The organism is Pseudomonas sp. KH_050 (assembly GCF_057838875.1).
On sequence record NZ_CM174478.1, the window covers coordinates 663,608 to 689,492 of the forward strand.

The 25,885-nt window shown below is 60.8% G+C and carries 24 protein-coding genes; 11 read left to right on the plus strand and 13 right to left on the minus strand.

Annotated features, from left to right (window positions below):
* Positions 1-7 precede the first annotated feature (7 nt).
* From AC3IUA_RS03035 to AC3IUA_RS03050, 4 genes are all read right to left on the minus strand, one after another.
* A complete protein-coding gene (locus AC3IUA_RS03035; protein ID WP_489359053.1) occupies positions 8-562 on the minus strand; it encodes a tetratricopeptide repeat protein in 555 nt (184 codons plus the stop codon).
* A gap of 224 nt (positions 563-786) precedes the next feature.
* The gene (gene hemL / locus AC3IUA_RS03040; RefSeq protein WP_489359054.1) at positions 787-2,070 is read right to left on the minus strand and encodes a glutamate-1-semialdehyde 2,1-aminomutase; all 1,284 of its coding nucleotides are present in this window, start codon (positions 2,068-2,070) and stop codon (positions 787-789) included.
* A 30-nt stretch (positions 2,071-2,100) separates the two neighbouring features.
* Entirely contained in the window at positions 2,101-2,724 is a 624-nt protein-coding gene (gene thiE, locus AC3IUA_RS03045) for a thiamine phosphate synthase (RefSeq protein WP_489359055.1), read from the minus strand.
* Positions 2,725-2,742: 18 nt separating this feature from the next.
* Positions 2,743-3,540: a hydroxymethylpyrimidine/phosphomethylpyrimidine kinase gene (locus tag AC3IUA_RS03050; protein WP_489359056.1), complete on the minus strand. Its 798-nt coding sequence runs from the start codon at positions 3,538-3,540 to the stop codon at positions 2,743-2,745.
* Between the two features lie 289 nt (positions 3,541-3,829).
* Here AC3IUA_RS03050 and AC3IUA_RS03055 point away from each other — a divergent pair, with 289 nt between their 5' ends.
* From AC3IUA_RS03055 to AC3IUA_RS03070, 4 genes are all read left to right on the plus strand, one after another.
* Positions 3,830-6,220 (plus strand): hybrid sensor histidine kinase/response regulator, encoded by a 2,391-nt coding sequence (locus tag AC3IUA_RS03055; RefSeq protein WP_489359057.1) that lies wholly within the window; start codon positions 3,830-3,832, stop codon positions 6,218-6,220.
* Between the two features lie 74 nt (positions 6,221-6,294).
* Positions 6,295-7,944 carry an acyl-CoA dehydrogenase family protein gene (locus AC3IUA_RS03060; protein ID WP_489359058.1) on the plus strand — a complete coding sequence of 550 codons (1,650 nt, stop codon included), beginning with the start codon at positions 6,295-6,297 and terminating at the stop codon, positions 7,942-7,944.
* 21 nt (positions 7,945-7,965) lie between these two features.
* Positions 7,966-9,465, plus strand: a complete 1,500-nt coding sequence (gene amn, locus AC3IUA_RS03065; protein ID WP_489359059.1) for an AMP nucleosidase — start codon at positions 7,966-7,968, stop codon at positions 9,463-9,465.
* 65 nt (positions 9,466-9,530) lie between these two features.
* Positions 9,531-10,172, plus strand: a complete 642-nt coding sequence (locus AC3IUA_RS03070; protein ID WP_489359060.1) for a pseudouridine synthase — start codon at positions 9,531-9,533, stop codon at positions 10,170-10,172.
* Here the strand turns inward: AC3IUA_RS03070 and AC3IUA_RS03075 are convergent.
* On the minus strand, positions 10,167-10,376 hold the full coding sequence (locus AC3IUA_RS03075) for a DUF2788 domain-containing protein (protein ID WP_489359061.1): 210 nt from the start codon (positions 10,374-10,376) through the stop codon (positions 10,167-10,169). The genes AC3IUA_RS03070 and AC3IUA_RS03075 overlap by 6 nt on opposite strands.
* Positions 10,377-10,544: 168 nt before the next feature.
* Positions 10,545-11,024, minus strand: coding sequence for an Lrp/AsnC family transcriptional regulator (locus AC3IUA_RS03080; protein ID WP_489359062.1), 480 nt, complete (start codon positions 11,022-11,024; stop codon positions 10,545-10,547).
* 413 nt (positions 11,025-11,437) lie between these two features.
* Here AC3IUA_RS03080 and AC3IUA_RS03085 point away from each other — a divergent pair, with 413 nt between their 5' ends.
* Complete coding sequence (locus AC3IUA_RS03085) at positions 11,438-12,334, plus strand: DUF6515 family protein (protein WP_489359063.1); 897 nt, start codon at positions 11,438-11,440, stop codon at positions 12,332-12,334.
* Between the two features lie 9 nt (positions 12,335-12,343).
* Here AC3IUA_RS03085 and AC3IUA_RS03090 read toward each other — a convergent pair whose 3' ends face one another.
* Positions 12,344-13,237, minus strand: a complete 894-nt coding sequence (locus AC3IUA_RS03090; RefSeq protein WP_489359064.1) for a cation diffusion facilitator family transporter — start codon at positions 13,235-13,237, stop codon at positions 12,344-12,346.
* A 30-nt stretch (positions 13,238-13,267) separates the two neighbouring features.
* Entirely contained in the window at positions 13,268-13,687 is a 420-nt protein-coding gene (locus AC3IUA_RS03095; RefSeq protein WP_489359065.1) for a polyribonucleotide nucleotidyltransferase, read from the minus strand.
* A gap of 111 nt (positions 13,688-13,798) precedes the next feature.
* On the opposite strand from AC3IUA_RS03095, the gene hrpB reads away from it, so the two are divergent.
* Positions 13,799-16,330, plus strand: coding sequence for an ATP-dependent helicase HrpB (gene hrpB, locus AC3IUA_RS03100; protein ID WP_489359066.1), 2,532 nt, complete (start codon positions 13,799-13,801; stop codon positions 16,328-16,330).
* A 21-nt stretch (positions 16,331-16,351) separates the two neighbouring features.
* Here hrpB and AC3IUA_RS03105 read toward each other — a convergent pair whose 3' ends face one another.
* Both AC3IUA_RS03105 and AC3IUA_RS03110 read right to left on the minus strand, forming a co-directional pair.
* Positions 16,352-17,431 carry an endonuclease/exonuclease/phosphatase family protein gene (locus AC3IUA_RS03105; RefSeq protein WP_489359067.1) on the minus strand — a complete coding sequence of 360 codons (1,080 nt, stop codon included), beginning with the start codon at positions 17,429-17,431 and terminating at the stop codon, positions 16,352-16,354.
* Positions 17,432-17,519: 88 nt separating this feature from the next.
* The gene (locus tag AC3IUA_RS03110; RefSeq protein ID WP_489359068.1) at positions 17,520-18,182 is read right to left on the minus strand and encodes a YciC family protein; all 663 of its coding nucleotides are present in this window, start codon (positions 18,180-18,182) and stop codon (positions 17,520-17,522) included.
* A gap of 177 nt (positions 18,183-18,359) precedes the next feature.
* Between AC3IUA_RS03110 and AC3IUA_RS03115 the strand changes: the two genes are divergently transcribed.
* From AC3IUA_RS03115 to AC3IUA_RS03125, 3 genes are all read left to right on the plus strand, one after another.
* A complete protein-coding gene (locus AC3IUA_RS03115; protein WP_489359069.1) occupies positions 18,360-19,136 on the plus strand; it encodes a DUF2076 domain-containing protein in 777 nt (258 codons plus the stop codon).
* 126 nt (positions 19,137-19,262) lie between these two features.
* Positions 19,263-19,742, plus strand: coding sequence for a LabA-like NYN domain-containing protein (locus AC3IUA_RS03120; protein WP_489359070.1), 480 nt, complete (start codon positions 19,263-19,265; stop codon positions 19,740-19,742).
* A 33-nt stretch (positions 19,743-19,775) separates the two neighbouring features.
* Positions 19,776-20,387, plus strand: a complete 612-nt coding sequence (locus tag AC3IUA_RS03125; RefSeq protein WP_489359071.1) for a 3'-5' exonuclease — start codon at positions 19,776-19,778, stop codon at positions 20,385-20,387.
* On the opposite strand, the gene AC3IUA_RS03130 is transcribed toward AC3IUA_RS03125, so the two are convergent.
* The gene (locus AC3IUA_RS03130; protein WP_489359072.1) at positions 20,365-20,865 is read right to left on the minus strand and encodes an Lrp/AsnC family transcriptional regulator; all 501 of its coding nucleotides are present in this window, start codon (positions 20,863-20,865) and stop codon (positions 20,365-20,367) included. The genes AC3IUA_RS03125 and AC3IUA_RS03130 overlap by 23 nt on opposite strands.
* 180 nt (positions 20,866-21,045) lie before the next feature.
* Here AC3IUA_RS03130 and yedA point away from each other — a divergent pair, with 180 nt between their 5' ends.
* Positions 21,046-21,936 (plus strand): drug/metabolite exporter YedA, encoded by an 891-nt coding sequence (gene yedA, locus AC3IUA_RS03135; RefSeq protein ID WP_489359073.1) that lies wholly within the window; start codon positions 21,046-21,048, stop codon positions 21,934-21,936.
* 58 nt (positions 21,937-21,994) lie between these two features.
* Positions 21,995-23,329, plus strand: coding sequence for an RNA helicase RhlE1 (rhlE1, locus tag AC3IUA_RS03140; RefSeq protein ID WP_489359074.1), 1,335 nt, complete (start codon positions 21,995-21,997; stop codon positions 23,327-23,329).
* Positions 23,330-23,507: 178 nt separating this feature from the next.
* Here the strand turns inward: rhlE1 and AC3IUA_RS03145 are convergent, their stop codons facing one another.
* A complete protein-coding gene (locus tag AC3IUA_RS03145; RefSeq protein ID WP_489359075.1) occupies positions 23,508-24,752 on the minus strand; it encodes a TIGR03862 family flavoprotein in 1,245 nt (414 codons plus the stop codon).
* A gap of 193 nt (positions 24,753-24,945) precedes the next feature.
* On the minus strand, positions 24,946-25,866 hold the full coding sequence (locus AC3IUA_RS03150; RefSeq protein WP_489359076.1) for a histone deacetylase family protein: 921 nt from the start codon (positions 25,864-25,866) through the stop codon (positions 24,946-24,948).
* Between the last annotated feature and the right edge of the window lie 19 nt (positions 25,867-25,885).

Here is a 25,885-nt window from a genome sequence, read left to right on the forward strand (position 1 = left end):
CTAGAATTCAAGGCAACGGCGCAAATGGCGAACGCCCGTCGGCGCTTTGCAATTCCAACAGGTACTTGCGGAAAATCTGTCCCAGCACCTGGGTCGCGACTTCCAGCTCGTCGCGCTGCATGTGCTCGGCGACTTCGTCGGCGGTGTCCAGCGCATCTTCGGCGCCATTGACCGCCGCCATCTTCAGCACGATATAGGCCTGGACGTTATTGGCCGGCACACCTTCGCCATGGAAAAACATGCTGCCGAGCTTGAATTGCGCTTGGGCGTGGCCTTGCAGAGAGGCTTTCTCGAAGTAATTCAGGGCTTGATTGAGGTTGCGCGGGGTATTTTTTCCGGCGTAATAGAATTCGCCCAACTCGTATTGTGCCTGTGCATCCCCGGCATCCGCTGCTTGTTGGCAGGCGGCGAGCGCCTCGGCCAGGTCTTGCGGCTGAGTATTGAGGGTGCAACGACCCATCGCTGGGATCAACAACGAGTTGCCGCCTGCTTGTGCATGCGCGAGCAGGGGCTGAAGGAGCAACAGGCAGCCCAATGCAAGGGCGCGGCCGGTGCGGTTCATGGGAATCGACTTACCTCTGAGGGGCGCGTGGATCCACTGGGGGATCCAATAAGCGCGCATTATGAAATAAGCAGGGGCAACCTTACAAAGTCTTTACTCGTTTTTCTGCTGCGCGGGGATTATATCTGCCGCTTTCGGGGATTTTGCCGGTACGCGGGAGGAAAATCGGCTGTGGCAGGAGACAAAACTGACGCCGGTGTCCACCGGCATCAGTCTGGAGGGGCTTACTTCAGTGCGGCAAAAGCGCGTTCGGCAGCATCGAGAGTCAGTTGCAGCTCGGCATCGCCATGGGCGATCGAGGTGAAGCCGGCTTCAAAGGCGCTGGGTGCCAGGTACACGCCACCCTCGAGCATCAGGTGGAAGAAGCGTTTGAACAGGTCGGCGTCGCTGGCCATGACATCATCGAAGGTGACAATGTCGTCAGCGCCACTGAAGTACAGGCCGAACATGCCGCCGGCCTGGGTGGTCACGAACGGAATACCGGCCGCGTCGGCACGCTGTTGCAGGCCGTCGAGCAGGCGACTGGTGTAGTCGCTCAGCTCGGCGTGGAAGCCCGGACGGCTGATCAGGCGCAGGGTGGTCAGGCCCGCAGCCATGGCCAACGGGTTGCCGGACAGCGTACCGGCCTGGTAAACCGGGCCCAAGGGGGCAATGTGCGACATGATTTCGCGTTTGCCACCGAAACAGCCAACCGGCATGCCGCCGCCAATGATCTTGCCGAAGGTGCTCAGGTCCGGGGTAACGCCGTAGTGGGCTTGGGCGCCACCCAGGGCAACGCGGAAGCCAGTCATGACTTCGTCGAAAATCAGCACCACGCCGTGTTTGTCGCAGAGGGTGCGCAGGCCTTCGAGGAAACCCGGTGCCGGTGGCACGCAGTTCATGTTGCCGGCCACTGGCTCGACGATGATGCAGGCCACTTCCTGACCGACTTCGCTGAGCATCTGCTCGACGGCGCCGATGTCGTTGAACGGCAAGGTCAGGGTGTGTCTGGCGAATGCGGCGGGTACCCCGGCAGAGCTGGGAACGCCTTGGGTCAGCGCGCCGGAGCCAGCCTTGACCAGCAGGCTGTCGGAGTGACCGTGGTAGCAACCTTCGAACTTGATGATGCTGTCGCGGCCGGTGAAACCACGGGCCAGGCGAATCGCGCTCATGGTCGCTTCAGTGCCGGAGCTGACCATGCGGACCATTTCCATCGAGGGCACGATGGAGCAGACCAGATCGGCCATCTGGGTTTCCATTTCAGTCGGCGCGCCATAGGACAGCCCGTGTTCGAGCTGCTTGCGCACCGCGTCGAGCACATGCGGGTGGCTATGGCCGAGGATCATCGGACCCCAGGAGCCGACGTAGTCGACGTAGCGTTTGTCATCTTCGTCCGTTACGTAGGCACCTTCGGCGTGCTTGAAGAACAGCGGGGTGCCACCGACGCTCTTGAAGGCACGAACGGGCGAGTTCACGCCGCCGGGAATGTGTTTCTGGGCATTGGCAAACAGGGTTTCGGAACGAGACATGATGGGCTCTCTGAATCAGGATTCGGCTATTTAGATATCAAGCAGGGCTTTGAAGGCGCGCGCGCGCTGCGTCACTTCCTGGGTGGTCGCGGCACCGAACAGGCCGTGGACCACGGCCAGCAGGTCGGCGCCATGGGCCACCAGCGGGGCGGCGTTTTCCAGGGTGATGCCGCCGATCACGCAGATCGGCAAGTGCAATTTGCTGCGGGCCTGGTCGAGCAACTCGAGAGTGGCCGCCGGCGCGCCGGGCTTGGTGTTGGAGTTGAAGAAGCGGCCGAAGGCGACATAGCTGGCACCTTCCTTGGCGGCTTGTTCGGCGAGTTCGAGCTGCGCGTGGCAGGTCGAGCCGATGATCGCCTTGCGCCCGAGCAGAGCCCGGGCCGGAGTCAGTGGGCCGTCGGTCTGCCCCAGATGGACACCGACGCCAAGACGTGCGGCCAGTTCGGCATCGTCATTGATGATCAACTGGGCGTTGTAACGCTCACACAAGGTCCGCAGGGCTTCGGCTTCGCGCAGCCGGCGGGCTTCGTCGGAACTTTTGTCGCGGTACTGCAGCAGCGTGACGCCGCCCTCCAGTGCCGCTTCCACATAGGGCAGGAACTTGCCGGCCAACAGTTGACTGTCGGTAATGGCATACAGGCCACGTAGTTTCATCGAGCAGGCCTCAAGGCGTTACGAGCAAAAATCCAGCGGCAGCCGGCGCGGGACGAACTGGCCTTTGCCGAGCTGTTCGGCATCGCGCAGAGTGCGCCAAGTGTAGTTCAGGGCCGATTGCACGGCGCTGGCGAGGTTTTCACCCAGGGCCAGACGACCCGCCAGGGCGCTGGCCAGGGTGCAGCCCGAACCGTGATAGCTACCCGGCAAACGCTGGCAGGTATAGGTCTGGCGGCTGCCATCGCGGCTGTACAGGCGGTTGTGCACTTCATGCTCATCGCCATGGCCGCCGGTGATCAGCAGGTGTTTGCAGTAGGGCAGGAGTTTTTCTGCACACTCGTCAGGGGTGCCTTCAGGCAGTTCAGCGAGAATGCGGGCTTCAGGAAGGTTAGGGGTCGCAATGGTCGCCAGCGGCAGCAGGCGTTCGCGCATGGCGTAGCCGACTTCATCCTTGCCCAGGCGCCCGCCGCCACCGGCGCGCAACACCGGGTCGCAGACCAGCGGCAAATGCGGATGCGCCTGGAGCAGCTCGACTACGGTGTCGACCATTTCCAGCGAGCCGAGCATGCCCAGCTTGACCGCCGCGACGGTCGAGTCGTTGAGCACGGCATTGGCTTGAGCCAATACCCACTCACGGTCGAGAACGCGGAAGTCGCTGACGTTGACTGTGTCTTGCACAGTCAGCGCGGTAACTGCCGGGGCAGCATGACAACCCTGAGCGAGCAGGGCTTCGATATCTGCCTGCAAGCCGGCGCCACCACTTGGGTCGTGGCCGGAGAGACAGAGGACAACGGGGCGAGAACTGTAGATATTCATGGTGCGCGAGCTTACCACCAAACGCTTTTTTTCGAAGCTGTCCGCAGCGTATCGGGTTTACTTTTTATAGCTGCGCCCGAATGGCATCGGGCAAACAGCTCTAGATCAACGGATAGCGCTGAGACGCCCGTGCTAGAGCCTTTAAAGTAAAAATTTCAATGGTGTTCAATGGCCATCAACGGCTATGCTAGAGTGGATCCAAGTCAATGACAGATATTGCCGGTCTTACGTCTACTCAAGGGAAATGGGGGGCTTCCTGACTCAACCGGACAGGCCATGCTGGGGCTCTATGCGCTATTTGCTGATGTTGCTGCTGAGTTTGCCGATGCTGGCCGATGCAGCCGAGTTCAATGAGAACACTCAAAGCCTCCCCTTGGGGCGAGTGATGCAGGTGTTCGAAGACGTGAGCGGCGAGGCGACTATCGCCGATGTCAGCTCGCAGGCTTTGGCCGGCAGCTTCAAGACGCATGATAAGACCACCCTCAATGCCGGTTACTCGCGCTCGGCGTTCTGGCTGAAAATCGACTTGCATTATCGTCCGGGCGATCCGGTGGTCCAGCGCACCTGGCTGTTGGAACTGGCCTATCCGCCACTCGATCATCTCGACCTGTACCTGCCCGATGCCGCTGGCGGCTATCGACTGGCCCAGCGTACGGGCGATGCCTTGCCATTCACCAGTCGGCAGATCCGCCAGAACAACTATCTGTTCGACCTGGATTTCGCCCCTGATCAACGCAAAATCCTGTACTTGCGCCTGCAAAGCCAGGGTTCGATCCAGGCACCCCTGACGCTTTGGTCGAGTACTGCCTACCTGGAAGAGCAACCGCAGCGCCTGTACGTGCTGGGCATGATCTATGGCGTGTTGCTGGGCATGCTGATCTACAACCTGTTCATCTACCTTGCCGTCCGGGACACCAGCTACCTCTACTACATCTTCTACATAGCGTCGTTCGGTTTGTACCAGCTGTCGGTGAACGGCGCAGCGGTGGAGTATTTCTGGCCAGACAACCCCTGGTGGGCCAACGCTTCGACGCCCTTCTTCATTGGCGCTGCGGGGCTTTTCGGCAGTCAGTTTGCCCGCAGCTTTTTGCAGACCGCCAGCCACAGTCGCTGGCTCGACCGGTTGCTGCTGGTGCTTATCGGGTGCAGTGCGGTAGTGGTGGCACTGTCGTTGATGGCCAGCTATGCCTTGGCCTTGCGCCTGGCGACGGCGTTGGCCCTGGCCTTTACCGTGACGATCTTTGCGGCCGGGGTGTTCGTCTGGTGCCGCGGTCTGCGGGTGGCCCGGTATTTCATCATCGCCTGGTCGGCGTTTCTGGTCGGTGGAGTGATCAACACGCTGATGGTACTGGGCTACCTGCCTAACGTGTTCCTGACCATGTACTCCAGCCAGATCGGTTCGGCACTTGAGGTGGCATTGCTGTCACTGGCATTGGCCGATCGCATTAACTCGATGCGCGAGCAACAGGCCCAGACCTTGTTCGATGCCGGTCAGAAGCTCGAAGTGTTGAACCAGCAGCTGGCCCATAGCAACCGGCTCAAGGACGAGTTTCTCGCGACCTTGACCCATGAGTTGCGCACGCCGATGAATGGGGTAATCGGTTCGCTGGAACTGATGCAGACCGTCGATCTCGATCCGGAGCTGGAGCAATACCAACAGACGGCCGCGGCCTCGGCGCGGGACATGATGCGCATGGTCAACGGGATCCTCACCCTCACCGAGTTGCAGGCCGGCAGGCTCAAGGTGCAACAGCAAGACTTCAGTCTGCGTGGGGTGCTCGATGCACTGCAAATGCAGTTCGCCGCGAATGCCCTGAGCAAGGCGCTGGATTTTCGGGTCGAGGTGGCGAAGGGCTTGCCAGACCGCTTGCAAGGCGACAGCGCAAAACTGGCTCAATGCCTGGAATGCTTGCTCGATAACGCCATCAAGTTTACCCGGGTGGGTGGCCTGGTTCTGCGAGTCACCGGGAAGTCGGCACGTGAGGGTCGGGTCGCGTTGTGCTTCGCGGTGATCGACACCGGTATCGGCTTCATAAACCTGGATGAAGCCACCCTCTATCAGCGATTTTTCCAGCTCGATGGTTCAATGACCCGCGAATATGGCGGGCTGGGTGTCGGCCTGGCGATTTGCCGGCAACTGATCGAGTTGCTCGGTGGGCGTTTGACCCATCAATCAGAACCGGGCCGCGGCAGTTGTTTCCAGTTGGAAGTCGAGTTTGATAGCGATAGCGCGCAACCTTCAACTGTCGAGCAAACCTTCCCGGCGAATGGGCCGACAACCCTGCGTACGCCTCAGGAATGCCGCGTATTGTTGATCGATGACAGCAGCATTGATCAGCTGGTGGTCCGTGGCATGCTGCTCAAGTTGGGCTATCGGGTGCGCACGGCGGACAGCGCTCGGGCGACGCTGGATCTGCTGCGGCGCGAATCCTTCGATGCAGTGTTGCTTGATAGCCAGCTGGCGCTACTCGACGGCGTTTCGCTCTGCTGCCAATTGCGGGCTCTGCCAGGTTACGCACAGCTGCCGGTGCTGGCGGTGACAGCGAATGCCGATCGCGAGCGTTGCCAGGCGGTGGGGGTAACCGAGTATTTGAGCAAACCGGTGAAATTCGAAGAGTTGCAGGCGATTTTGTATCGCCGGGTGCTATGTCCGAAACAAGGTGAAAGTGCCGATATTTAGGCGTGTATGCCACTTTTTTCGAGTAAGGGGTGGTGCTTAACTGGGGTTCTGATCCACCCCAAAGGAGCCCCGCCATGAACCTGCATCAGTTCGCCGAAACCCACGAGGTCACCAATCAGCCGCCCTCCCTGGATGGCACCAACCTCTATCGCATCGACCTGCCGCTGCAGGAATGGGCGCGGCGATTTGGCGCTGGTTGGGCCGAATCACGGATTGATGGCTACGGTGCGCTGGCGGGTGGGCCGTTGATGGAAGCAGGGTTTCTGGCCAATCAGAACAAGCCTGTGTTCGTCAGTCATGACCGTTATGGTCATCGTATCGATCTGGTGGAGTTTCACCCGGCCTACCACCAGTTGATGCGGACCGCCGTCGAGCATGGTTTGACCTCATTGCCCTGGACCGATCCGCAGTCTGGCGCCCATGTCGCCCGCGCGGCCATGACCTACCTGCATAGCCAGGCCGAGGCCGGCAGCGGGTGCCCGCTGACCATGACTTTTGCCTCGGTGCCGGCGCTGCGCTTGCAGCCGGATATCGCCGAACAATGGCTACCGAAAATTCTTGCCACCGAATACGACCCGCGCAACGTCGGCATTGCCCACAAGACCGGCGCCACTATCGGCATGGCGATGACCGAGAAGCAGGGCGGCACCGATGTCCGGGCCAACACCACCAAGGCTTTCCCGGTAGGGGCTGCAGGTCCGGGCCAGGCCTATGAACTGATGGGTCACAAATGGTTCTGTTCGGCGCCGATGTGCGATGCCTTCCTGACGCTGGCCCAGACCGACAAGGGTTTGACCTGCTTCCTGCTGCCGCGCCATCGCCCGGACGACACCCGCAACCAGTTCTACATCCAGCGCCTGAAAAACAAACTCGGCAATTGCTCCAACGCCTCCAGCGAAGTGGAGTTTCGCGGCGCCCTGGCCTGGATGGTTGGTGAGGAAGGCCGCGGCGTGCCGACCATCATCGAGATGGTTGCCATGACCCGCTTCGATTGCATGGTCGGTTCCAGCGCCCTGATGCGCCAGGCGCTGACCCAGGCCAGCCATCACTGTGCGCACCGGATGGTCGGCGGCAAGCTGCTCAGCGAACAACCCTTGATGCAGAACGTGCTGGCCGATCTGGCCCTGGAAAGCGAGGCCGCCCTGGCCTTGAGCCTGCGCATGGGACGAGCATTGGATCAACTGGATGACTCCCAGGAAGCCAAATTCGCCCGTCTGGTGACGGCAGTGGGCAAGTACTGGATCTGCAAACGGGCGCCGGCGATGATCAACGAAGCCGCCGAATGCATGGGCGGTGCCGGTTATGTCGAGGAAAGCATCTTGCCGCGTCTGTACCGCGAGGCGCCAGTGAACTCGACATGGGAAGGTTCCGGCAACGTGCAGTGCCTCGACGTGTTACGGGCTTTGTCGAAAGAATCGGGGGTGCTGGATGTATTGTTCAGCGAATTGGGTGATGGTCATGGCGACAAGCGCCTGGCGGCGCACATCAGTCAGTTGCAGATGGCGTTCAAGGACACCGATGACATTCAGTACCGCGCTCGGCAGCTGACCGAAGACATCGCACTGGGGCTGCAGGCCAAGCTGTTGCTGGAGGCGGGCAATGCCAGCGTCAGCGATGCTTTCATTGCCAGCCGCCTGGGAACCGCCGGTCGGGTCTATGGCACGCTGCCACGAGGTCTGGACGTCGAGGCGATTGTTGCGCGTTCGACTCCTCAGGGCTTCTGATCGCGCTGACTTGCAGGCAAGATGAAGGCCTGCAGATCAGAACACAGGATGCTTATCGTGACCGAAGCTTTTATTGTCGTTCAAACCGCCGAGCAAGCCGTGGACCGGCTTGCCGTTCTGCACGAACGTGCTACCACCGCGTTGAGCCAGGCCCTCAAGCAGTACCTGAAGGATCGCATCGAGCCGGACGCCGAGCAGCGCGCTCTGTTTCGTTACCCGGAACTGCGCTTGACCTATCTCTGCCAGGGTGAAGTCCCACAGACCACTCGGGCTTACGCCAAGGTCCAGCTGCCCGGCACCTACAGCGTCACCGTCACCCACCCTGCAGCCTTTCGTAATTACCTGCTGGAGCAACTGGTGCCGCTGATGCACGACTTCACCGTGACGGTGGAAGTGGGCGTCAGCGAGCAGAATATTCCGTATCCCTACGTGGTCGAGCAGGGCGATGAGCTCGGTGGTTCCGGTGTCACCGCTGCGGCGTTGGCGCGGGTATTCCCCAGCACCGACCTGTCGGCAGCCAGCGATGGCATCGCCGATGGCCTGTACGATTGGGAAAACACCGACCCGTTGCCATTGGCGCTGTTCGACGCGGCACGAGTCGATTTCTCGCTGCGTCGTCTGGTGCATTACACCGGCAGCGACTGGCGGCATGTGCAGCCGTGGATCCTGCTGACCAACTACCATCGCTACGTCGACCAGTTCATCGTTCATGGCCTGGAGCAATTGCGCAGCGACCCGCGCTTCGTGCGCATGGTGTTGCCGGGCAATGTGATCATCGAAAAGGGCATGGACCACGACGAAGCCTCGGCGATTGCCGCCGGGGTGGTCTGGCACCGTTACCAGATGCCGGCCTATCACCTGCAAGCCAGTGACGGTCATGGCGTGACCCTGGTGAATATCGGCGTCGGCCCGTCCAACGCGAAAAACATCACCGACCATTTGGCCGTGCTGCGTCCGCACTGCTGGCTGATGATCGGGCACTGCGGCGGCTTGCGTCAGTCGCAGACCATTGGCGATTACGTGCTGGCTCACGCCTATATGCGCCGCGACGGGATCCTTGATCGGGTAGTACCACCCAATATTCCGATCCCGGCCCTGGCTGAAGTGCAGATGGCCTTGCAGCAAGCGGCGGCCAACGTCACCGGCGAGAAAGGCGATGATCTGAAAAAACGCCTGCGCACCGGTACCGTGCTGACCTACGACGACCGTAACTGGGAACTGCGCTGGGCTCAGGAGCGTCCGCTGATCAACCTGTCGCGAGCCGTGGCGGTGGACATGGAAAGCGGCACCATCGCGGCCCAGGGTTACCGTCTGCGGGTGCCTTACGGCACCTTGCTGTGTGTTTCGGATAAGCCGCTGCACAGCGAAATCAAACTGCCAGGTTCGGCCAACGCGTTCTACGAGCGTGCGGTCAGCCAGCATTTGAAGATCGGCATCGCCGCGGTGGATTTGCTGCGTACCGAGCTCAATTCGCTGCACTCACGCAAACTGCGCAGCTTCGACGAACCGCCGTTCCGCTGATCCGCGATGGTCATTTGACGGTCGGGCCACTAGCATAGTGAGCCCTGACCGTTAGATGTTCTCCCATGTCACGTCCTCCTCGTCCCGTTTCCCGCCGCCCTGGCGCGAATAACCCGCACACTTCCTCAGCGCCACAGCGTGTCGCCAAGGCGCCACCGGCCGAGCCAAAGCTGATTCTGTTCAACAAGCCATTTGATGTGCTGACTCAATTCAGCGACGGCGAAGGGCGGGCGACGCTCAAGGACTTTATCGAGATCCCCGGCATTTATCCGGCGGGCCGGCTGGATCGGGACAGTGAAGGCTTGCTGTTGCTGACCAACGATGGCCAGCTCCAGGCGCGGATCGCCGATCCGAAGCATAAGCTGGCAAAAACGTATTGGGTGCAAGTGGAAGGCGAGCCCAGCGCTGAACAATTGCAGCGGTTGCGCGACGGCGTCGAGTTGAATGACGGCATGACCTTGCCGGCCGAGGCGCGGCAACTTGAAGAGCCGCAGCTGTGGCCGCGCAATCCTCCGGTGCGGTTCCGCAAGAGTGTGCCGACCAGTTGGCTTGAACTGGTGATTCGCGAAGGGCGCAACCGCCAGGTGCGACGAATGACTGCTGCGGTGGGCTTGCCGACCCTGCGTCTGGTGCGGGTGCGAATCGGTGACTGGTCTATCGAAGGCCTTGATCAGGGCCAGTGGAAAGAAGTCCCCCCGCGGTTATAAGGTGCCGGACTCGATCATCCCGATGACCACGCTTTTGACCACGAAGGCGGCAACGCCCAGACCCAATACGAAGAACAGAATAAAAGAGCCAAACCGCCCGGCCTTGGACTTCTTCGCCAGATCCCAGACGATGAAACCCATGAAAATGATCAGGATGGTCACCAGACCGGTCATCATCCACTCTTCGAATACTGCAGGATCCATTAAACTCTCCAGCGCGGCAGGGCAAAAAAAGGCCGGCGGAGTATACGCGAAGGGAGATTGCTGGAGTATTGACGTGTGTCGGCTGGAAAAGATCGCAGCCTGCGGCAGCTCCTACAGGATTTGCGACCACCTGCGAGATCGCAAATGTATGCGGTCGGCTGCGATCTTTTAGCTGCGCAGGTGAGTCAATGGCAACTCGGTGCTGTTGAGCACCTGATTGAGCACAAAGCTCGAGCGCACGCTGGTCACGCCTTCGATGCGGGTCAGGTGGCCGAGCAATAGTTTCTGGTAGTGATCCATGTCCGGTACCACCACCTTGAGTTGATAGTCGGCATCCATACCCGTCACCAGGCTGCATTCGAGCACTTGGGGCAGGTTGCGGATCGCCGCTTCGAAGTTCTCGAAGCGCTCGGGGGTGTGCCGGTCCATGCCGATCAGCACGTAGGCGGTCAGGCTCAGACCGAGCATTTTGCGGTCGAGCAGGGCGACCTGGCGGGAAATATAACCGTCGTCTTCCAGTTGCTTGACCCGCCGCGAGCAGGGCGAGGGTGACAGGCCGATACGCTCGGCCAGCTCCTGATTGGAGATGCGCGCGTCCCGCTGCAATTCCGCCAAAATACTCAGGTCGTATCGGTCCAGTTTGCTCATGGATCAGGCCTTTGTCATAACTATTGCGGCTAATTATCTATCTTTAGTTAAAAATTGCGCAAGCTATGTTTATTTGAGCAATCTTCGCAATCCTCTGCCGACGCCTCAAGCCTATTCTTATTACCAGAATCACTGCCCGGACAAACAGTCCAGTGCGGCTCGCCGAATCAGGCCAGCTGCGGTCGCCAATCCCACAGGGTTGAGTCGGCCCCCGGGCTACACACTGTCCAGAAGACGGAGTGAGGTGAGCCGGCGTCATAAGCGTCGAGCACGGACGAAGTTCTCAAAGGGAGGCCGACGGGTCTCCTTTTTTTATGCCTGCGAAATAAGTCTCGTGCCTGATAACCTGTTGCAGAACCGCCCCAGGCTTTTCCAGTCTGATGGATAGGTCCTGAACCGCAGTGAGGAATAGCATGAAGTCGCGCATCTGGCGTTTGGCAGGTGTTGGTTTGCTGTGTATGAGTGTCGGCGCGCAGTTGCTGGCCGATGAGCGGGATGAAGGGCAACGTCCTCAACACACTGGTTCCAGTAGCGGCGGCCAGCATGATCCCGATGGGCAAGGCCGGCCTGCGTCGCAGCCGAGCAATAACCTGCCGATTCAAAGTCGCCCGGACACCGTCCGCCAGACTCAGCAACCACAGCGTGGTTACTATCAGGACGTTCCCCGGCGCAACGATAATAACCAGCATTGGCAGGCAGGTGGCCCCGGTTCGCGCTCAGGCTACAACGATCACTCCAATGACCATCGCTGGCCGGGCCGTCCGGACGGGCATGGCAACGGTTGGGGCCCTGGCCCGCACTATCGTCCGGGTTATGTGATCGATCGATTCCCGGATCGCAATTACCGCGTGCCGTATCGCGGTCAGGACTACTTCTACTCCGGCGGTTACTGGTATCGCCCGCAAGGGCCGCGTTATGTAGTGGTCAGGCCGCCCCACGGGATCCGCGTCAGCTACCTGCCGGATTACGCGCAGGAAGTCTGGATCGGCGGCGCGTTGCTTTTTTTGGCGGCCGGCTCCTACTACGCGTATGAGTCCAGCACCCAGCAATACGTGGTGGTTGACCCACCGATGGGCAATCCTCAACCGCAACCGGTCAGCAATGGCTACGACGTGGTCGCCTACCCGGCGAACGGGCAGACGCCCGAGCAGGTCAATCAGGATGGCTACGACTGCTATCGCTGGGCGGTCGAGCAGAGCGGCTTCGATCCGGCGGCGGTCACCTATCAACCGGCGCCAGCGGTGGTGCAAACCTATCGCCAGGCCCAGGGCAATTGCCTGAGCAGCCGCGGTTACCAGGTCAGTTATTAGTCGAAGACCTCAGCTCTTCGCAGCGTTCACCACTTCCTGCGGGTCGGCATGCACCAGCACCTCGGCCCGCGGGTAAGCGGCGGTGATCGCTTCGGCGGCGCGATCGCTGATGCCGTGGGCGACGGATAAGGTCAATTCACCCGGAAGTTCCAGATGCAATTGCACGAACCAGTGATTGCCGGAGATCCGTGTGCGCAGGTCATGGGCGCCGAGCACGCCGGGCACGCTGCAGGCGAGCTCAAGCATGTGCTGGCTGACGTCCGACGGCAATTCTTCGTCCATCAGTACCGCAATACTTTCCTTGGCGATGTGTACGGCGCTCCAGAGGATGTACACCGCAATCGCCAGACCAAACCAGGCATCCAGCTGTTCCCAACCGAAACTGGCCAGTACCAGCGCCACCAGGATGCTGCTATTGAGCAGCAGATCGGAACGGTAATGCAGCGAGTCGGCCCGTACCGCGGTCGAGCCGGTTTCGCGGATTACCCGGTGTTGCAGCATCAGCAGCGCGACCGTCAGTACCAGTGACAGCAGCATCACGCCGATACCCACCCAAGGGGCTCCCAAGGGTTCCGGGTGCTGCAGGCGTTCGATCGCCTGCACGCCAATCAATACCGAGCTGACGGCAATGAACAGCGCCTGGGCCATGCCCGAGAGTGACTCGGCCTTGCCATGTCCGTAACGGTGATCCTCGTCTGCCGGCCGTAGCGCGTAATGCACTGCCAGCAGATTGAGCAATGATGCAGCGCCGTCGAGCAGGGAATCGGTCAGACCCGCCAGCAGGCTGACCGAACCACTCAACCACCAGGCGATCGCCTTGGTCACGATCAGAATGCTCGCCACCGCCAGCGAGGCGCGGGTCGCCAGACGCAGCAGACGAGCGTGTTCGGGGCTACTGGTCATAGGTGTTTACGTTCCTTCGAATACGCCACCTCAAGCGGCGGGTTGCAGGCCGTACATGGCCAGTTGCTGCGCGCTGCCTTTGTGCTGCATCAGCCGTGGATCATCCAGCGGGAAGCTGCGGCCCAGTTCGCTTTCGAGAATGGCCTGCAACTTGCTGTTATCGACCTTGCCGTCGGCACCGATGGCCTGCTGGAGTTTTTCCGGGGCGACCTGGGTGGTCCTGCCGGGTTCCAGGTAGATGGCTCCCGTGGCGAAGTCCACGCCAAAGGCGATCAATCCTGGAATGACATAGAACAATATGCCCACGGCGTCGAGGGCGGCCACCACCGGGTCGATCTTGCCTTCGATCTGGCCGCGGCGGTCCGGGAAGAAGATCGTGCCGCAGGCGGTTATTTGGGTCAGCAGTGCAGCGACCAGAACGCCGCCAACAACACGGAAGGGAGTACGCATATAAATCTCCTGAGTAAATTCGAAGTGAAAAAGCGTCCTCGGTATCCATACAGACCGTGATTAACGCCACGCAGTTCGCCGTTATACTCGCCGCTCTGTTTTGGAGCCAGCATGATTTCTCTGCCGATTGATGAAGTTTTACCCGCGCTGCGTGAAGCCTTGGCGATACGCCACGAAGCCGTGCTCGAAGCACCGCCCGGCGCCGGTAAAACCACCCGCGTGCCATTGGCGTTGTTGAATGAACCGTGGCTGGCCGGGCAAGCCATTCTGATGCTCGAACCGCGCCGCCTTGCCGCCCGCGCGGCCGCCGAACGACTGGCCAGTGAGCTGGGGGAGAAGGTCGGCGAAACCGTGGGCTATCGCATTCGTCTCGACAGCAAAGTAGGGCCCAACACCCGTATCGAAGTGGTCACCGAGGGGATTCTCACTCGACGCCTGCAAGATGACCCGGCACTGGACGGTGTCGGTCTGCTGATTTTCGACGAGTTCCACGAGCGCAGCCTCGACGCTGATCTGGCGCTGGCCCTGAGCCTGAATGGCCGTGACCTGTTTCGTGACGAGCAGCCGCTGAAAATTCTCTTGATGTCGGCGACTCTGGAAGGTGAACGCCTCGCAGACCTGCTGGATGACGCGCCGATTTTGCGCAGCGAAGGGCGCATGTATCCGGTGACGATGCGCTGGGGTCGGGCGTTTCAGCCAGGGGAATTCATCGAGCCACGGGTGGTGCAGACCATTCTTGAGGCTTTGAACGACGAAAGCGGCAGCCTGTTGGTGTTTTTGCCGGGCCAGGCGGAAATCCGTCGGGTCCATCAACAGTTGGTCGAGGCGCTGGGTGAGCGTACTGAAGTGTTGCTGTGTCCACTGCATGGTGAACTGGACCTGAACGCGCAACGCGCCGCCATCGAACCGGCACCGCCCGGTCAGCGCAAAGTGGTGCTGGCCACCAATATCGCCGAAACCAGCCTGACCATCAATGGTGTGCGGGTGGTGATCGATGCCGGGTTGGCGCGGGTGCCGCGTTTCGATCCGGGCAGCGGCATGACTCGCCTCGACACGCAACGGATCTCCCGCGCCAGTGCTACCCAGCGCGCCGGACGAGCAGGTCGCCTGGAACCGGGCGTGTGTTATCGCCTGTGGTCCCAGGACCAGCATGAGCAGTTGGCGGCTTACGCCAGTGCGGAGATTCTTTCGGCTGACCTGGCCGGCCTGGCCCTGCAGTTGGGGCGTTGGGGCGTGCTGCCTGGGCAATTGATCTGGCTCGATGTGCCACCGGCGGCGGCTTATGCACAGGCTCAGGATCTGCTTGAGCGTTTGGGCGCACTGGAGGGCAAGACCGCCGCGGACTGGAAGTTGACCCGTCACGGTCAGGCGATGGCCGAGCTGCCGGCCCATCCGCGCATCGCCCATTTGTTATTGCGAGGGCAGGCGCTGGGGTTGGCGGATATGGCCTGCGACGTCGCCGCGTTATTGGGTGAGCGGGACATCTTGCGCGGTGCCGGCGCGGATGTGCACAGCCGGCTGGCGCTGTTGTCCGGCGAAGAGCGAGCGGCACGCGGTGCTCAAGGTGGCGTTCAGCGAGCCCGGCAACTGGCTCGGCAATATCGCGGTTATCTGCGGGGCAAGGCACTGGAACCGGTCAGCGATCCGGATCATCCGCGCTGGCTTGGCGCGCTGCTGGCCCTGGCCTATCCGGATCGCGTCGCGCAGCAGCGGCGTGCCGGTGGCGCCGAATATCGCCTGGCCAACGGTCGCGCCGCGCTATTCGCCGAGACCGATAGTCTGATGAAGCAACCCTGGTTGGTGATTGCCGATCTGGGCAGTCGACAGGGGCAACGCGAAGAACGAATTTATCTGGCGGCGGATTTTGATCCGGCGCTGTTTGATTCGGTGTTGGCTGAACAAGTGCGCACTGTCGATCAGCTCGATTGGGATGAGCGCGAAGGTGTGCTGCGGGCCGAGCGCCAGCGCAAGGTGGGCGAGCTGATACTCAGCCGCGAGCCACTGACCGGGCTGGATGAAACCGCACGCAGCCAGGCACTGGTCAATCTGGTGCGGCGTAAAGGGCTCGAACTGCTGCCATGGACGCCGGAATTGCGCCAGTGGCAGGCACGGGTGGCGTTGTTGCGGCAGTTGGATCTGGAGGGGAAAGGGCAGAGCGAATGGCCGGATGTCAGCGATGTGGCGCTGCTGGCAGGTCTGGAGCATTGGTTGTTGCCGTATCTGGGGCGGGTGTCGCGACTTAGCCACTTCGCCAATCTGGATCTGTCCAGCATCGTCCATAACCTGCTGCCGTGGCCATTGCCTCAACGCCTGGATGAGTTGGCGCCGCATCATCTGACAGTGCCTTCCGGCTCGTCGATTCGCCTGGACTACAGCGAGCAGCCGCCGATTCTGGCAGTGCGTTTGCAGGAGTTGTTCGGACTGGCTGAAACCCCGCGCATTGCCGGTGGCCGGCAAGTGGTCAAGTTGCACCTGCTATCCCCGGCGCGGCGTCCGGTGCAGGTAACGCAGGACCTGGCGAACTTCTGGCGCAGTACCTATGCCGAGGTGAAGAAGGATCTGAAGGGGCGTTATCCGAAACACTACTGGCCGGATGATCCGCTGGTGGCGCAAGCGACAGCGCGGATCAAACCCAGGAAGTAAGTCAGGTATTTTGTGGTTGATCTACAGCGCCGCAGGCAACAGGAACCGTGCAATCACCGGCAAGTGATCGGAGATCCGCAGCGTGTCGTCCTGCCTCACCCGGGCCTCGACCCGTTTGATCCGTGGGCTGTAAAACAGGTAGTCAAGGGTGCGGTCCGGGCCGTTGAGGGCCGGGTCATTGGGGTAGTGAGTCAGCCAGTGCGCACGGTCGATGCCGCTGGCTTCGCTGTTGGTGGGAATCATCGGGTACTTGTCCCAGAGTACATGCAGCGCGCTATCGGCGGAGTAGGGTGAGCGTTGTTCGGGGGCGAGTCGTTGATACTGGCCCAGGGGCAACAAATTGAGATCGCCGCCAATCAACCAGGGCGTGCCACGGCTTTCGAACTTGTCGAGCACCTTGGCGATGGCGCTCACTTGCTCTCGCAGAGTGTCGCCAGGCTGCATCGATCGATCCAGATGGGTATTGAGCACTGCCATCTGCCCGCCATCGCTCAACGGTAGATAACTCACCAGCAGCGCATTTTTCGGCTGGAATTGTCGGCTGATGATATTGGCCGGTGCCTCGGGTAATTGCAGGCGTTCGGCGTGTTCGATCTGGTAGCGGCTCAATGTCGCCAGTTGCCGGCCGACACTGCCGAAAATATGCGGGTCCGGAATAAAGTCAGCCTTCCAGTCGAATGCATGGGTGCTGCAGGGGTAAAGATCAGTCAGGCGTTCCTGGAGCAGTTTCAGCTGGTGTTGATAGTCGCTGGCCTTGGCGCCTTCATCGAGCTCTTGCAGCAGGACGATATCGGGTTGCTCATCACGGATCACCCGCGCCACTTCATCAAGGCTGAAGGCCATGTCTTCGGTGGTGGGGCGTTCGTCGTTGCCGTTGGCCAGGTCATTCCAGAACACATAGCGTTTGCCCGCCAGGTACTGGACGTTCCAGGTCATGACCTTGAGCGCCTGGCCGGGCACCAGGGGCGGTGCCTGGGTACTGCAACTGACCGGCAGCAGCTCCTTGGCTTCCGGGCGCCAGGTCAGGCTATAGATCACGACTGACATCAGACCGGCAATAATCAGCAGGCCCAGCAGGGTGTAGCGCAGTAGACGGGTCATCGGCTCGGCTTATGGCGTTGCAGGATTGAGCATGAGCATACCCGAGAGCCGTGTCGGATCCAAAGGCCAGTCCTGTCGGACTGTTCCGCTATTTCTCGTCGGATACTTCGCTAATGAGCATAAAAAGGCGAAACAACACCACGCTGGTAAACAGCTGCAGAAAGCTGTGGACGCTGTCGATCAACAGTGCGAATGCCGGATTCTGTGGCTCGGGGTACACCGAAAGACTGGCGCCCTTGAGTATCCACAGCGGTGTCATGACGCACAGAATGCAGGTCAGGATGCGCAGGAAATTGCCACGGGTCAGGCGAAAGCTTTCCTTGATCGCAGCCAGTGGTTGCAGGCCCCGCAGTACCAGCAGGTACTCGGCGAAGGCCAGCGTCACCATCAGCCACAATCCTGGCAGGAAGTACAGCGACAGGCCCACCAGAATCAACAAGGTGTTGATCGCTGTCAGCAGCGCGAAGCGCGGCCAGAGACTGGTCGACATGGCCAGCAGATCTCGGGTGCGCGGTGATTCGCCGCGACTGCGGGCATCCAGAAAAAGGATCAGCGCAGCCGTGTACAGGGGATAAATCAGCAGCCCGACGATCACGCTGTAACCGGGAAAGGCATCCGGGCCCTGGGAGTGTTCGACCAGTTGTTGCAGCAGCGCTTCGAGCACCACCAACGGCAGGCACAACGGCACGATCTGGCCTAGATTGCGTTTGAAGAAGTACAAAGAGTCGCGGAGCACATCTAACGGATTCATCAGTTGGTATCGCAGGTAAAAAGCAGTTCGACACTTTAACCGATGCAGGGCCCGCAGGAGCAAACGTAAACGTTGGGTAAAGGCCATTGAAAGGCGGCGCAGCACCCCCATTACTGCTGGGCACCTTATCCACAACGGAAAGGGCGATGATTTTTCCGGCAATCTAACGAGGTCGCCATGAACAGCGAAGAACAAACCCTGATCGATGGCCTGTTTTCACGGCTGCAGCAAGCCGAGGCGGATTCTGCCCCGCGCGATGCCCAGGCCGAGACGCGGATCAAGGAACATCTGAATCGCCAGCCTGCGGCAGGGTATTTCATGACCCAGGCGATTCTGGTGCAGGAGGCTGCGCTCAAAAGCCTCGACGAACAGAACAAACAACTCGCTCAGCAAAACCAGCAACTGCAGGCCGAACTGCAACTAGCCAAGACCCAAATGGCCGCTCCCGCGCCAAGCGGTGGTGGCGGTTTCCTGTCGAGCATCTTCGGTGGTGGTCCCCGAGACTCGCAACCGACTGCGGCCGCTGGCGCTCCGGCCTCGACCGGTGGCTGGCGCGAGCCGGCACGGCCGTCGTTCAACGCCCAGCCAGGCGTAGCGCCCCGGCAAAACTTCGGTGGTCCGCAACAGAACTATGCGGCACCGCAGCAGCAGGCTCCGGCAGGTGGCAACAGCTTTCTGGGTGGCGCGTTAAGAACCGCGGCCGGGGTAGCTGGCGGGGTGATGCTGGCGCAAGGCATCAGCAGCCTGTTCCACAGCAATCAGCAACCGCCGGAAGTCGCCGAAGTCGCCAAGGAAGAGCCGGCCCAGGTCAATGACAGCGGCAATGACCTGGGCAATGACGATCAGCGCATGGTCGGTAACGATTCCTACGGTAATGACCAAGGCGGGTTTACCGACGCCGACTACAGTGATGACAGCTCATCCTTCTTCAGCGACGACGATTCCTTCGTCTGATGCACCACTCGTCCGGAGCGCCACGGCGCTCCGGTCCGATTATTCGCGGAAATTTCCTTCTGGCTGGCATACTGGGCGACTTTTCGGGCGTTGCGCCTGATCCAGCCTGCGCCATGAGGATTTGCGGTGAAAAAAATCGCGGTGTTCGCCGATGTCCAGAACCTCTACTACACCGTGCGTCAGGCCTATGGCTGTCACTTCAACTATGCGGCCCTGTGGGCAGACATCAGTCAGCGCGGGCAGATTGTCGAGGCCTACGCCTACGCCATCGATCGCGGTGACAGCAAACAGCAGCAGTTCCAGCAGATCCTGCGCAACCTCGGTTTCACGGTAAAGCTCAAGCCTTATATCCAGCGCAGCGACGGTTCGGCCAAGGGCGACTGGGACGTGGGCATCACCATCGATATCATGGACGCCGCGGCGAACGTCGATGAAGTGGTGCTGGCCTCCGGTGACGGTGATTTCGACATGCTGCTCGAACGCATCATCAACAAGCACGGAGTTGAAGCAGTCGCCTACGGCGTGCCGGGCCTGACCGCCAACTCGTTGATACGCGCCGCCAGCCGCTATGTGCCGATCGAAGGCGCGTTGCTGCTTAAAAACTGAAATTGATTACTTTTTGATGGAGTGGGAACAGGTTTGGAACGGATAGCGGTCATCGACTTTGAAACCACCGGAATCTCCCCGAGCAGCACCTGCCGGGCCACGGAAATTGCCGTGGTGATCCTCGAACAGGGGCGCATTGTCGAGCGTTACCAGAGCCTGATGAACGCCGGCGTGCGTATTCCGGGCTTCATCGAAAGCCTGACCGGTATCAGCAACGCTATGGTGCGCACCGCACCTTCGGCAGATCAGGTGATGAACGAAGTCAACGAATTCGTCGGCACCACACCGCTGTTGGCCCACAACGCTGCGTTCGACCAGAAGTTCTGGGACTACGAACTGGGGCGGATCAAACGCACCCGCCTGCAGAACTTCGCCTGCTCCCTGTTACTCGCCCGGCGCCTGATGCCGGCCGCGCCGAACCACAAGCTCGGCACCCTCACCACCTTCGCCAAACTGCCCCATACCGGCCAGGCTCACCGGGCCATGGCTGACGCCGAAATGGCCGCCAACCTGACGACGCATCTGGCTCAGGAACTGCGGCAGCGGCATGGCCTGCGGGAGTTGTCCCACGATCTGTTGTGCAGCTTGCAAAAGGTCCCGGCGGCGAAGATCAATGAGCATCTCAAGCGCCATCGGGGCTTTTAGAAGCAAGATCGAAAGCTCGCCCCCCATTCCTGCCATTCCCCTCCAGATGCCCCAGCGGCACGCGCTTTTCAATCGCACTTGATAGCACGATCGAGGTTTTGCTGAACCCGAATTGGGCGACGCGGTTGATCAGGTCTTCGAGTTCCGACATTGAGCCAACAGCGGCTTGCATGATCACGCAGGGGTCGCCGGTGACTCGGTGGCATTCGGTCAGTTGCGGGATTTTGATCAGTTCGTCGTAGGTTTTCTGGTTGCCGTGGTGGCTCAGGCGCAGTTCGATGACGCACTGGATCGGCAAGCCGACCTTGGCCATGTCCACTTTCGCCTGGTAGCCGGTGATCACCCCGCTGGCTTCGAGTTTGGCCACGCGCTCGGCTACGGCCGGGGCAGACAGGTTGACCTTGCGCGCCAGTTGCGCGTAGGTCGCCCGGCCGTTTTCCAGCAGGGCATTGAGGAGCTGGCGGTCGTATTTGTCCATGATTCGGCTCCTGGAACGTGGGGCTTTCGAAAACACGGTTTATAGCCTTGATCTCCGTGTTTTGAAAAGTGCACGGGCGCTACAAACAGGTTTTGTAGCTTAAATTCGCTGTTGGAGCTTTCTAAAATAGCGCACCACCTCTCCAGTTTCGAGCTTCCCATGTCTGCCATCGAGCTTTCCATGCCTGGCCCACGCCGAATTACGTTGCCGCTGATTTCTGCGTTTTTTGCGTTGTATGTGATTTGGGGATCCACCTATCTGGTGATTCGAATCGGCGTGCAGCACTGGCCTCCGCTGATGCTCGGCGGGATTCGTTTCATCATTGCCGGAGCCTTGATGTATGGCTTTCTGCGCTGGCGTGGGGTGCCCGCACCGACCTGGCCGCAATGGAAGGCGGCGGGGATGATCGGATTCCTGCTGCTCAGTTGCGGGAACGGTGCGGTGACGGTGGCGGAGCATATGGGCGTGGCCTCCGGGGTCGCGGCGCTGGCGGTGGCGACGGTGCCGCTGTTCACCTTGCTCTGCGGCTACTTCTGGGGTGCGCGTAATACTCGTCTGGAGTGGGCCGGGATTGTTCTCGGGCTGATGGGCATTGCCATGCTCAACCTCGGTTCCAACTTGCAGTCGAGCCCGCTGGGCGCGGCGTTGCTGATTTTCGCGGCAGCAGCCTGGGCGTTTGGCTCAGTCTGGAGCAAACACTTGACGTTGCCTCAGGGGGCGATGGCCAGTGCTGCGCAAATGTTGGTCGGCGGTGTGGTGCTGATGATTGCCAGCACGCTCAGTGGCGAGCACCTGGACAGCCTGCCGCCCATAGAGGGTTGGCTCGCCCTGGCCTATCTGATCGGCTTCGGCTCGATCATCGCCTTCAACGCCTATATGTACCTGCTGAATAACGTCCGTCCGGCCGCGGCGACCAGCTATGCCTATGTCAACCCGGCGGTGGCCGTATTGCTGGGTATCGTCTTTGCCGGTGAAAGCATCGGTATCGAAGAGGCTCTGGCGATGGCGGTGATCATCAGCGCCGTGGTGTTGATCAGCTTGCCGCAGTGGCGCAGGCAGAATCCGCAGTGAATTAGGGTAAACTGCGGCGCATTGCTCACATGCGCTGACATTTCCCTACGGTACCCCCATGACTTTCGCCACTCTTGGCTTGATCGAACCCTTGCTGCGCGCCCTTGAGACGCTCGGTTACCAGACCCCGACGCCGGTGCAGGTGCAGGCCATCCCGGCGGTGCTGGCCGGTCGCGACTTGATGGCCGCGGCCCAGACCGGTACCGGCAAGACCGCCGGCTTTGCCGTGCCGCTGCTGCAGTTGCTGGCGATGGAAGGGCCGAAGGTCGCCCATAACTCGGTGCGTGCGCTGATCCTGGTGCCAACCCGCGAGCTGGCCGAACAGGTTCACGAAAGCGTTCGCCAATACGCCGAGAACCTGCCGTTGAGCACCTACGCGGTGTACGGCGGCGTCAGCATCAACCCGCAGATGATGAAGCTGCGCAAGGGTGTTGATGTACTGGTGGCGACCCCGGGCCGCTTGCTCGACCTGTATCGGCAGAAAGCGCTGAAGTTCAACCAACTGCAAACCCTGGTCCTCGACGAAGCCGATCGCATGCTCGACCTCGGATTTTCCGAAGAACTGGGGAACATTTACCGGGTCCTGCCGAAACAACGTCAGACGCTGTTGTTCTCCGCGACCTTTTCCGAGGCGATCCGCCTGCTGGCCGGGCAGATGCTCAATGATCCACTGAGCATCGAAGTCAGCCCGCGCAACGTCGCTGCCAACACTGTCAAGCAGTGGGTGGTGACCGCCGACAAGAAGCGCAAGGCGGAGCTGTTTATTCACCTGATGCGCAAAAATCGCTGGAAGCAGGTGCTGGTGTTCGCCAAGACCCGTAACGGCGTCGATCAACTGGTGGAAAAACTCCAGGGCCTGGGCGTCAACGCCGACGGCATCCATGGCGACAAACCACAAGCCACTCGCCAGCGCGCCCTCGACCGTTTCAAAGCCAGCGAGATTCAGATTCTGGTGGCGACCGACGTCGCGGCCCGCGGGCTGGATATCGAGGACCTGCCATTGGTGGTGAACTTCGACTTGCCGATCGTGGCCGAGGACTACATTCACCGCATCGGCCGTACCGGTCGTGCGGGCGCTACCGGCGAAGCGATTTCGCTGGTGTGTGCCGATGAGGTGAATCTGCTGTCGGCCATCGAGACCTTGACCCGTCAGACACTGACCCGTCACGAAGAGCAGGATTTCGAACCCGAGCACCGTGTGCCGGACACCGATGCCAGCGGCCAGGTGATCAAGAAACCGAAAAAGCCGAAGAAACCTAAAGTCTCGGGTGGCAGCAAACGCAACCTGGGCAAATGGGTGGACAGTGGCGAAGTGGCCGCTGAAGCGCCAGCGATCAAGCCAGTGCGCAAGGTACCGGTGTTTAACACCGGGCCGCGTAAGCGCAAGCCTTAAGCCAGACAGTCGATCATCGTGGCGAGGGGGCTTGTCGGAACGCCGCACCGCCCCGTTGGGTCGCGGAGCGGCCCTAAAAACTGCAAAGGCGTTGTATCAGGCACACCGCATTCGCCGATTTTACGACTGCTTCGCCCGAGCGCGGACCGGCCGGCGGGGGCAAGCCCCCTCGCCACAGTTACGGTGTACGGCGCTTCAACCACTCCACCATCCCCAACCCCGCCGCGCGGCCACTGGCGAAGCATGCGGTGAGCAGGTAGCCGCCAGTCGGCGCTTCCCAGTCGAGCATTTCGCCAGCGCAAAAAACGCCGGGCAACTGCTTGAGCATCATACGGTCATTCATCGCTTCGAACGGCACGCCACCCGCACTGCTGATGGCTTCGTCCAATGGCCGGGGTTTGACCAGGGTCAAGGGTAGGGCCTTGATTGCGCTGGCCAGCAGCAGCGGATCGGCAAAGCATGCGGCAGGTGTCAGTTCGCGCAGCAAGGCGGCTTTCACGCCGTCGATGCCGAGCTGGCTGTGCAGGTGCTTGCTCATTGAGCGAGAGCCACGAGGCTTGGCCAGCGCGGCTTGAATCCTGTCGAGGGTTTTGCCCGGCAGCAGGTCGAGGTGAAGGGTCGCCGAACCGTTTTGATTGATGGTCTCGCGGATCGGTGCAGACAGTGCATAAACCAGGCTGCCTTCGATGCCGGTCGCAGTGATCACGCATTCCCCCAGTCGCGGGACATCGTCATTCAGGCCAATGGCAATGTTTTTCAGCGGCGCGCCGGCGAATTTGCTGACCAGCAGATCACTCCAGGCCGTCACGTCGAAACCGCAGTTGCTCGGTTGCAGGCGCGTCAGGGAAATTCCACGTTGTTCCAGTGACGGCATCCAGGCGCCATCCGAGCCCAGGCGTGCCCAACTGCCACCGCCAAGGGCCAGCAACAACCCATCGGTTTGCACAGCTTTTTCGCCTTCCGGGCTGTCGATACGCAGGCTGCCATCGCTGTTCCAGCCGAGCCAGCGGTGACGGGTGTGGATAACTACGCCGGCTTCACGCAGGCGCTTGAGCCAGGCGCGCAGCAGGGGAGCGGCTTTCATGTCGGTTGGAAATACCCGGCCGGAACTGCCGACAAAGGTTTCGATCCCTAACCCATGAATCCACTCGCACAGCGCCTCGGCGCCGAACTCGCGCAGCAGCGGAGCAATCTGCGGCGCCCGTTCGGCATAACGCGAGAGAAACGCCGGGTAGGCTTCGGAATGGGTGATGTTCATCCCGCCGACGCCAGCCAGCAGGAACTTGCGACCCACGGAGGGCATGCCGTCGTACAGCTCGACCTTGACCCCGGCCTGGCTCAATACCTCAGCCGCCATCAAGCCGGCGGGGCCGCCACCGATGATGGTGACGTGGTGGGGGAGGTTGGCGGAGGGCTGGGTCATGGCTTGAGCTGCGGTTCGGCGGAATAAGCGGCGCATTCTATCAGCACAATTGGCGTGCACCTTAATCGCGAATTTTTTACTGATCAAAAAACAACCAGTGCTCCGCAGGCTATACGCAATCTGGCCTGCAGGGCCTTTCACTCAGGTTATCCACAGGCAGTTCCACAGGCATTGTGGGTAAAGCACCCACAACTCAGTGACAACCTGATGACGCCCAGACCCGTTGCGCGCTGTGATGAAGAATCCCATGGCGTCGCGCCAGCGCTTTACGGTCCTTGCTGTAACCGCCACCAATCACTCCGACCACCGGAATGTCGCGGCCCAGACAGTGGCGCAACACGCTTTCATCACGAGCGGCGACCCCCTGATCGGTCAGCTTCAGATAGCCCAGCGCGTCATCCTTGTGTACGTCGACCCCGGCGTCATACAGCACCAGGTCCGGTTGGTAGAGCGGCAGCAGGTAGTTCAAGGCATCGTCGACCACCTTGAGGTAGTCCCTGTCACCCATGCCCATGGGCAACGGGATGTCCCAATCGCTTTGGGCCTTGCGTGCGGGAAAGTTCTTTTCGCAATGCAGGGAAACGGTCACGGCGTCCGGGGTGTCTTGCAGAATGCGTGCAGTCCCGTCGCCCTGGTGCACGTCGCAATCGAAGATCAGGACCCGACCCACCCGGCCGCTTTCCAGCAGGTAGCGGCTGATCACTGCCAGGTCATTGAATATGCAGAACCCGGCCGGATGGTCGTAATGGGCGTGATGGGTGCCGCCAGCCAGGTGGCAGGCCAGACCATGTTCCAGCGCCTGCTCGGCGGCCAGCAGCGAACCGCCGACCGCACGCACGGTGCGCCGGGCCAGCGCTTCGCTCCAGGGCAGACCGAGACGTCTTTGGTCTTCGCGGGACAACTCGCCGCTCATGTAACGTTCGATATACCCAGGGTCATGAGCGAGGGCGAGAATCTCCGACGGGCACAGTTGTGGACGCAACAGCTCCGTGTCACGGGTCAGACCACTGTCGATCAGGTGATCGCGCAGCAGGCGAAACTTGTCCATGGGGAAACGATGTTCCGCCGGAAACTCGGGACTGTAGTCTTCGTGATAGATCAGCGGCAGGGGCATGGCAGATTTGTCTAGGAAG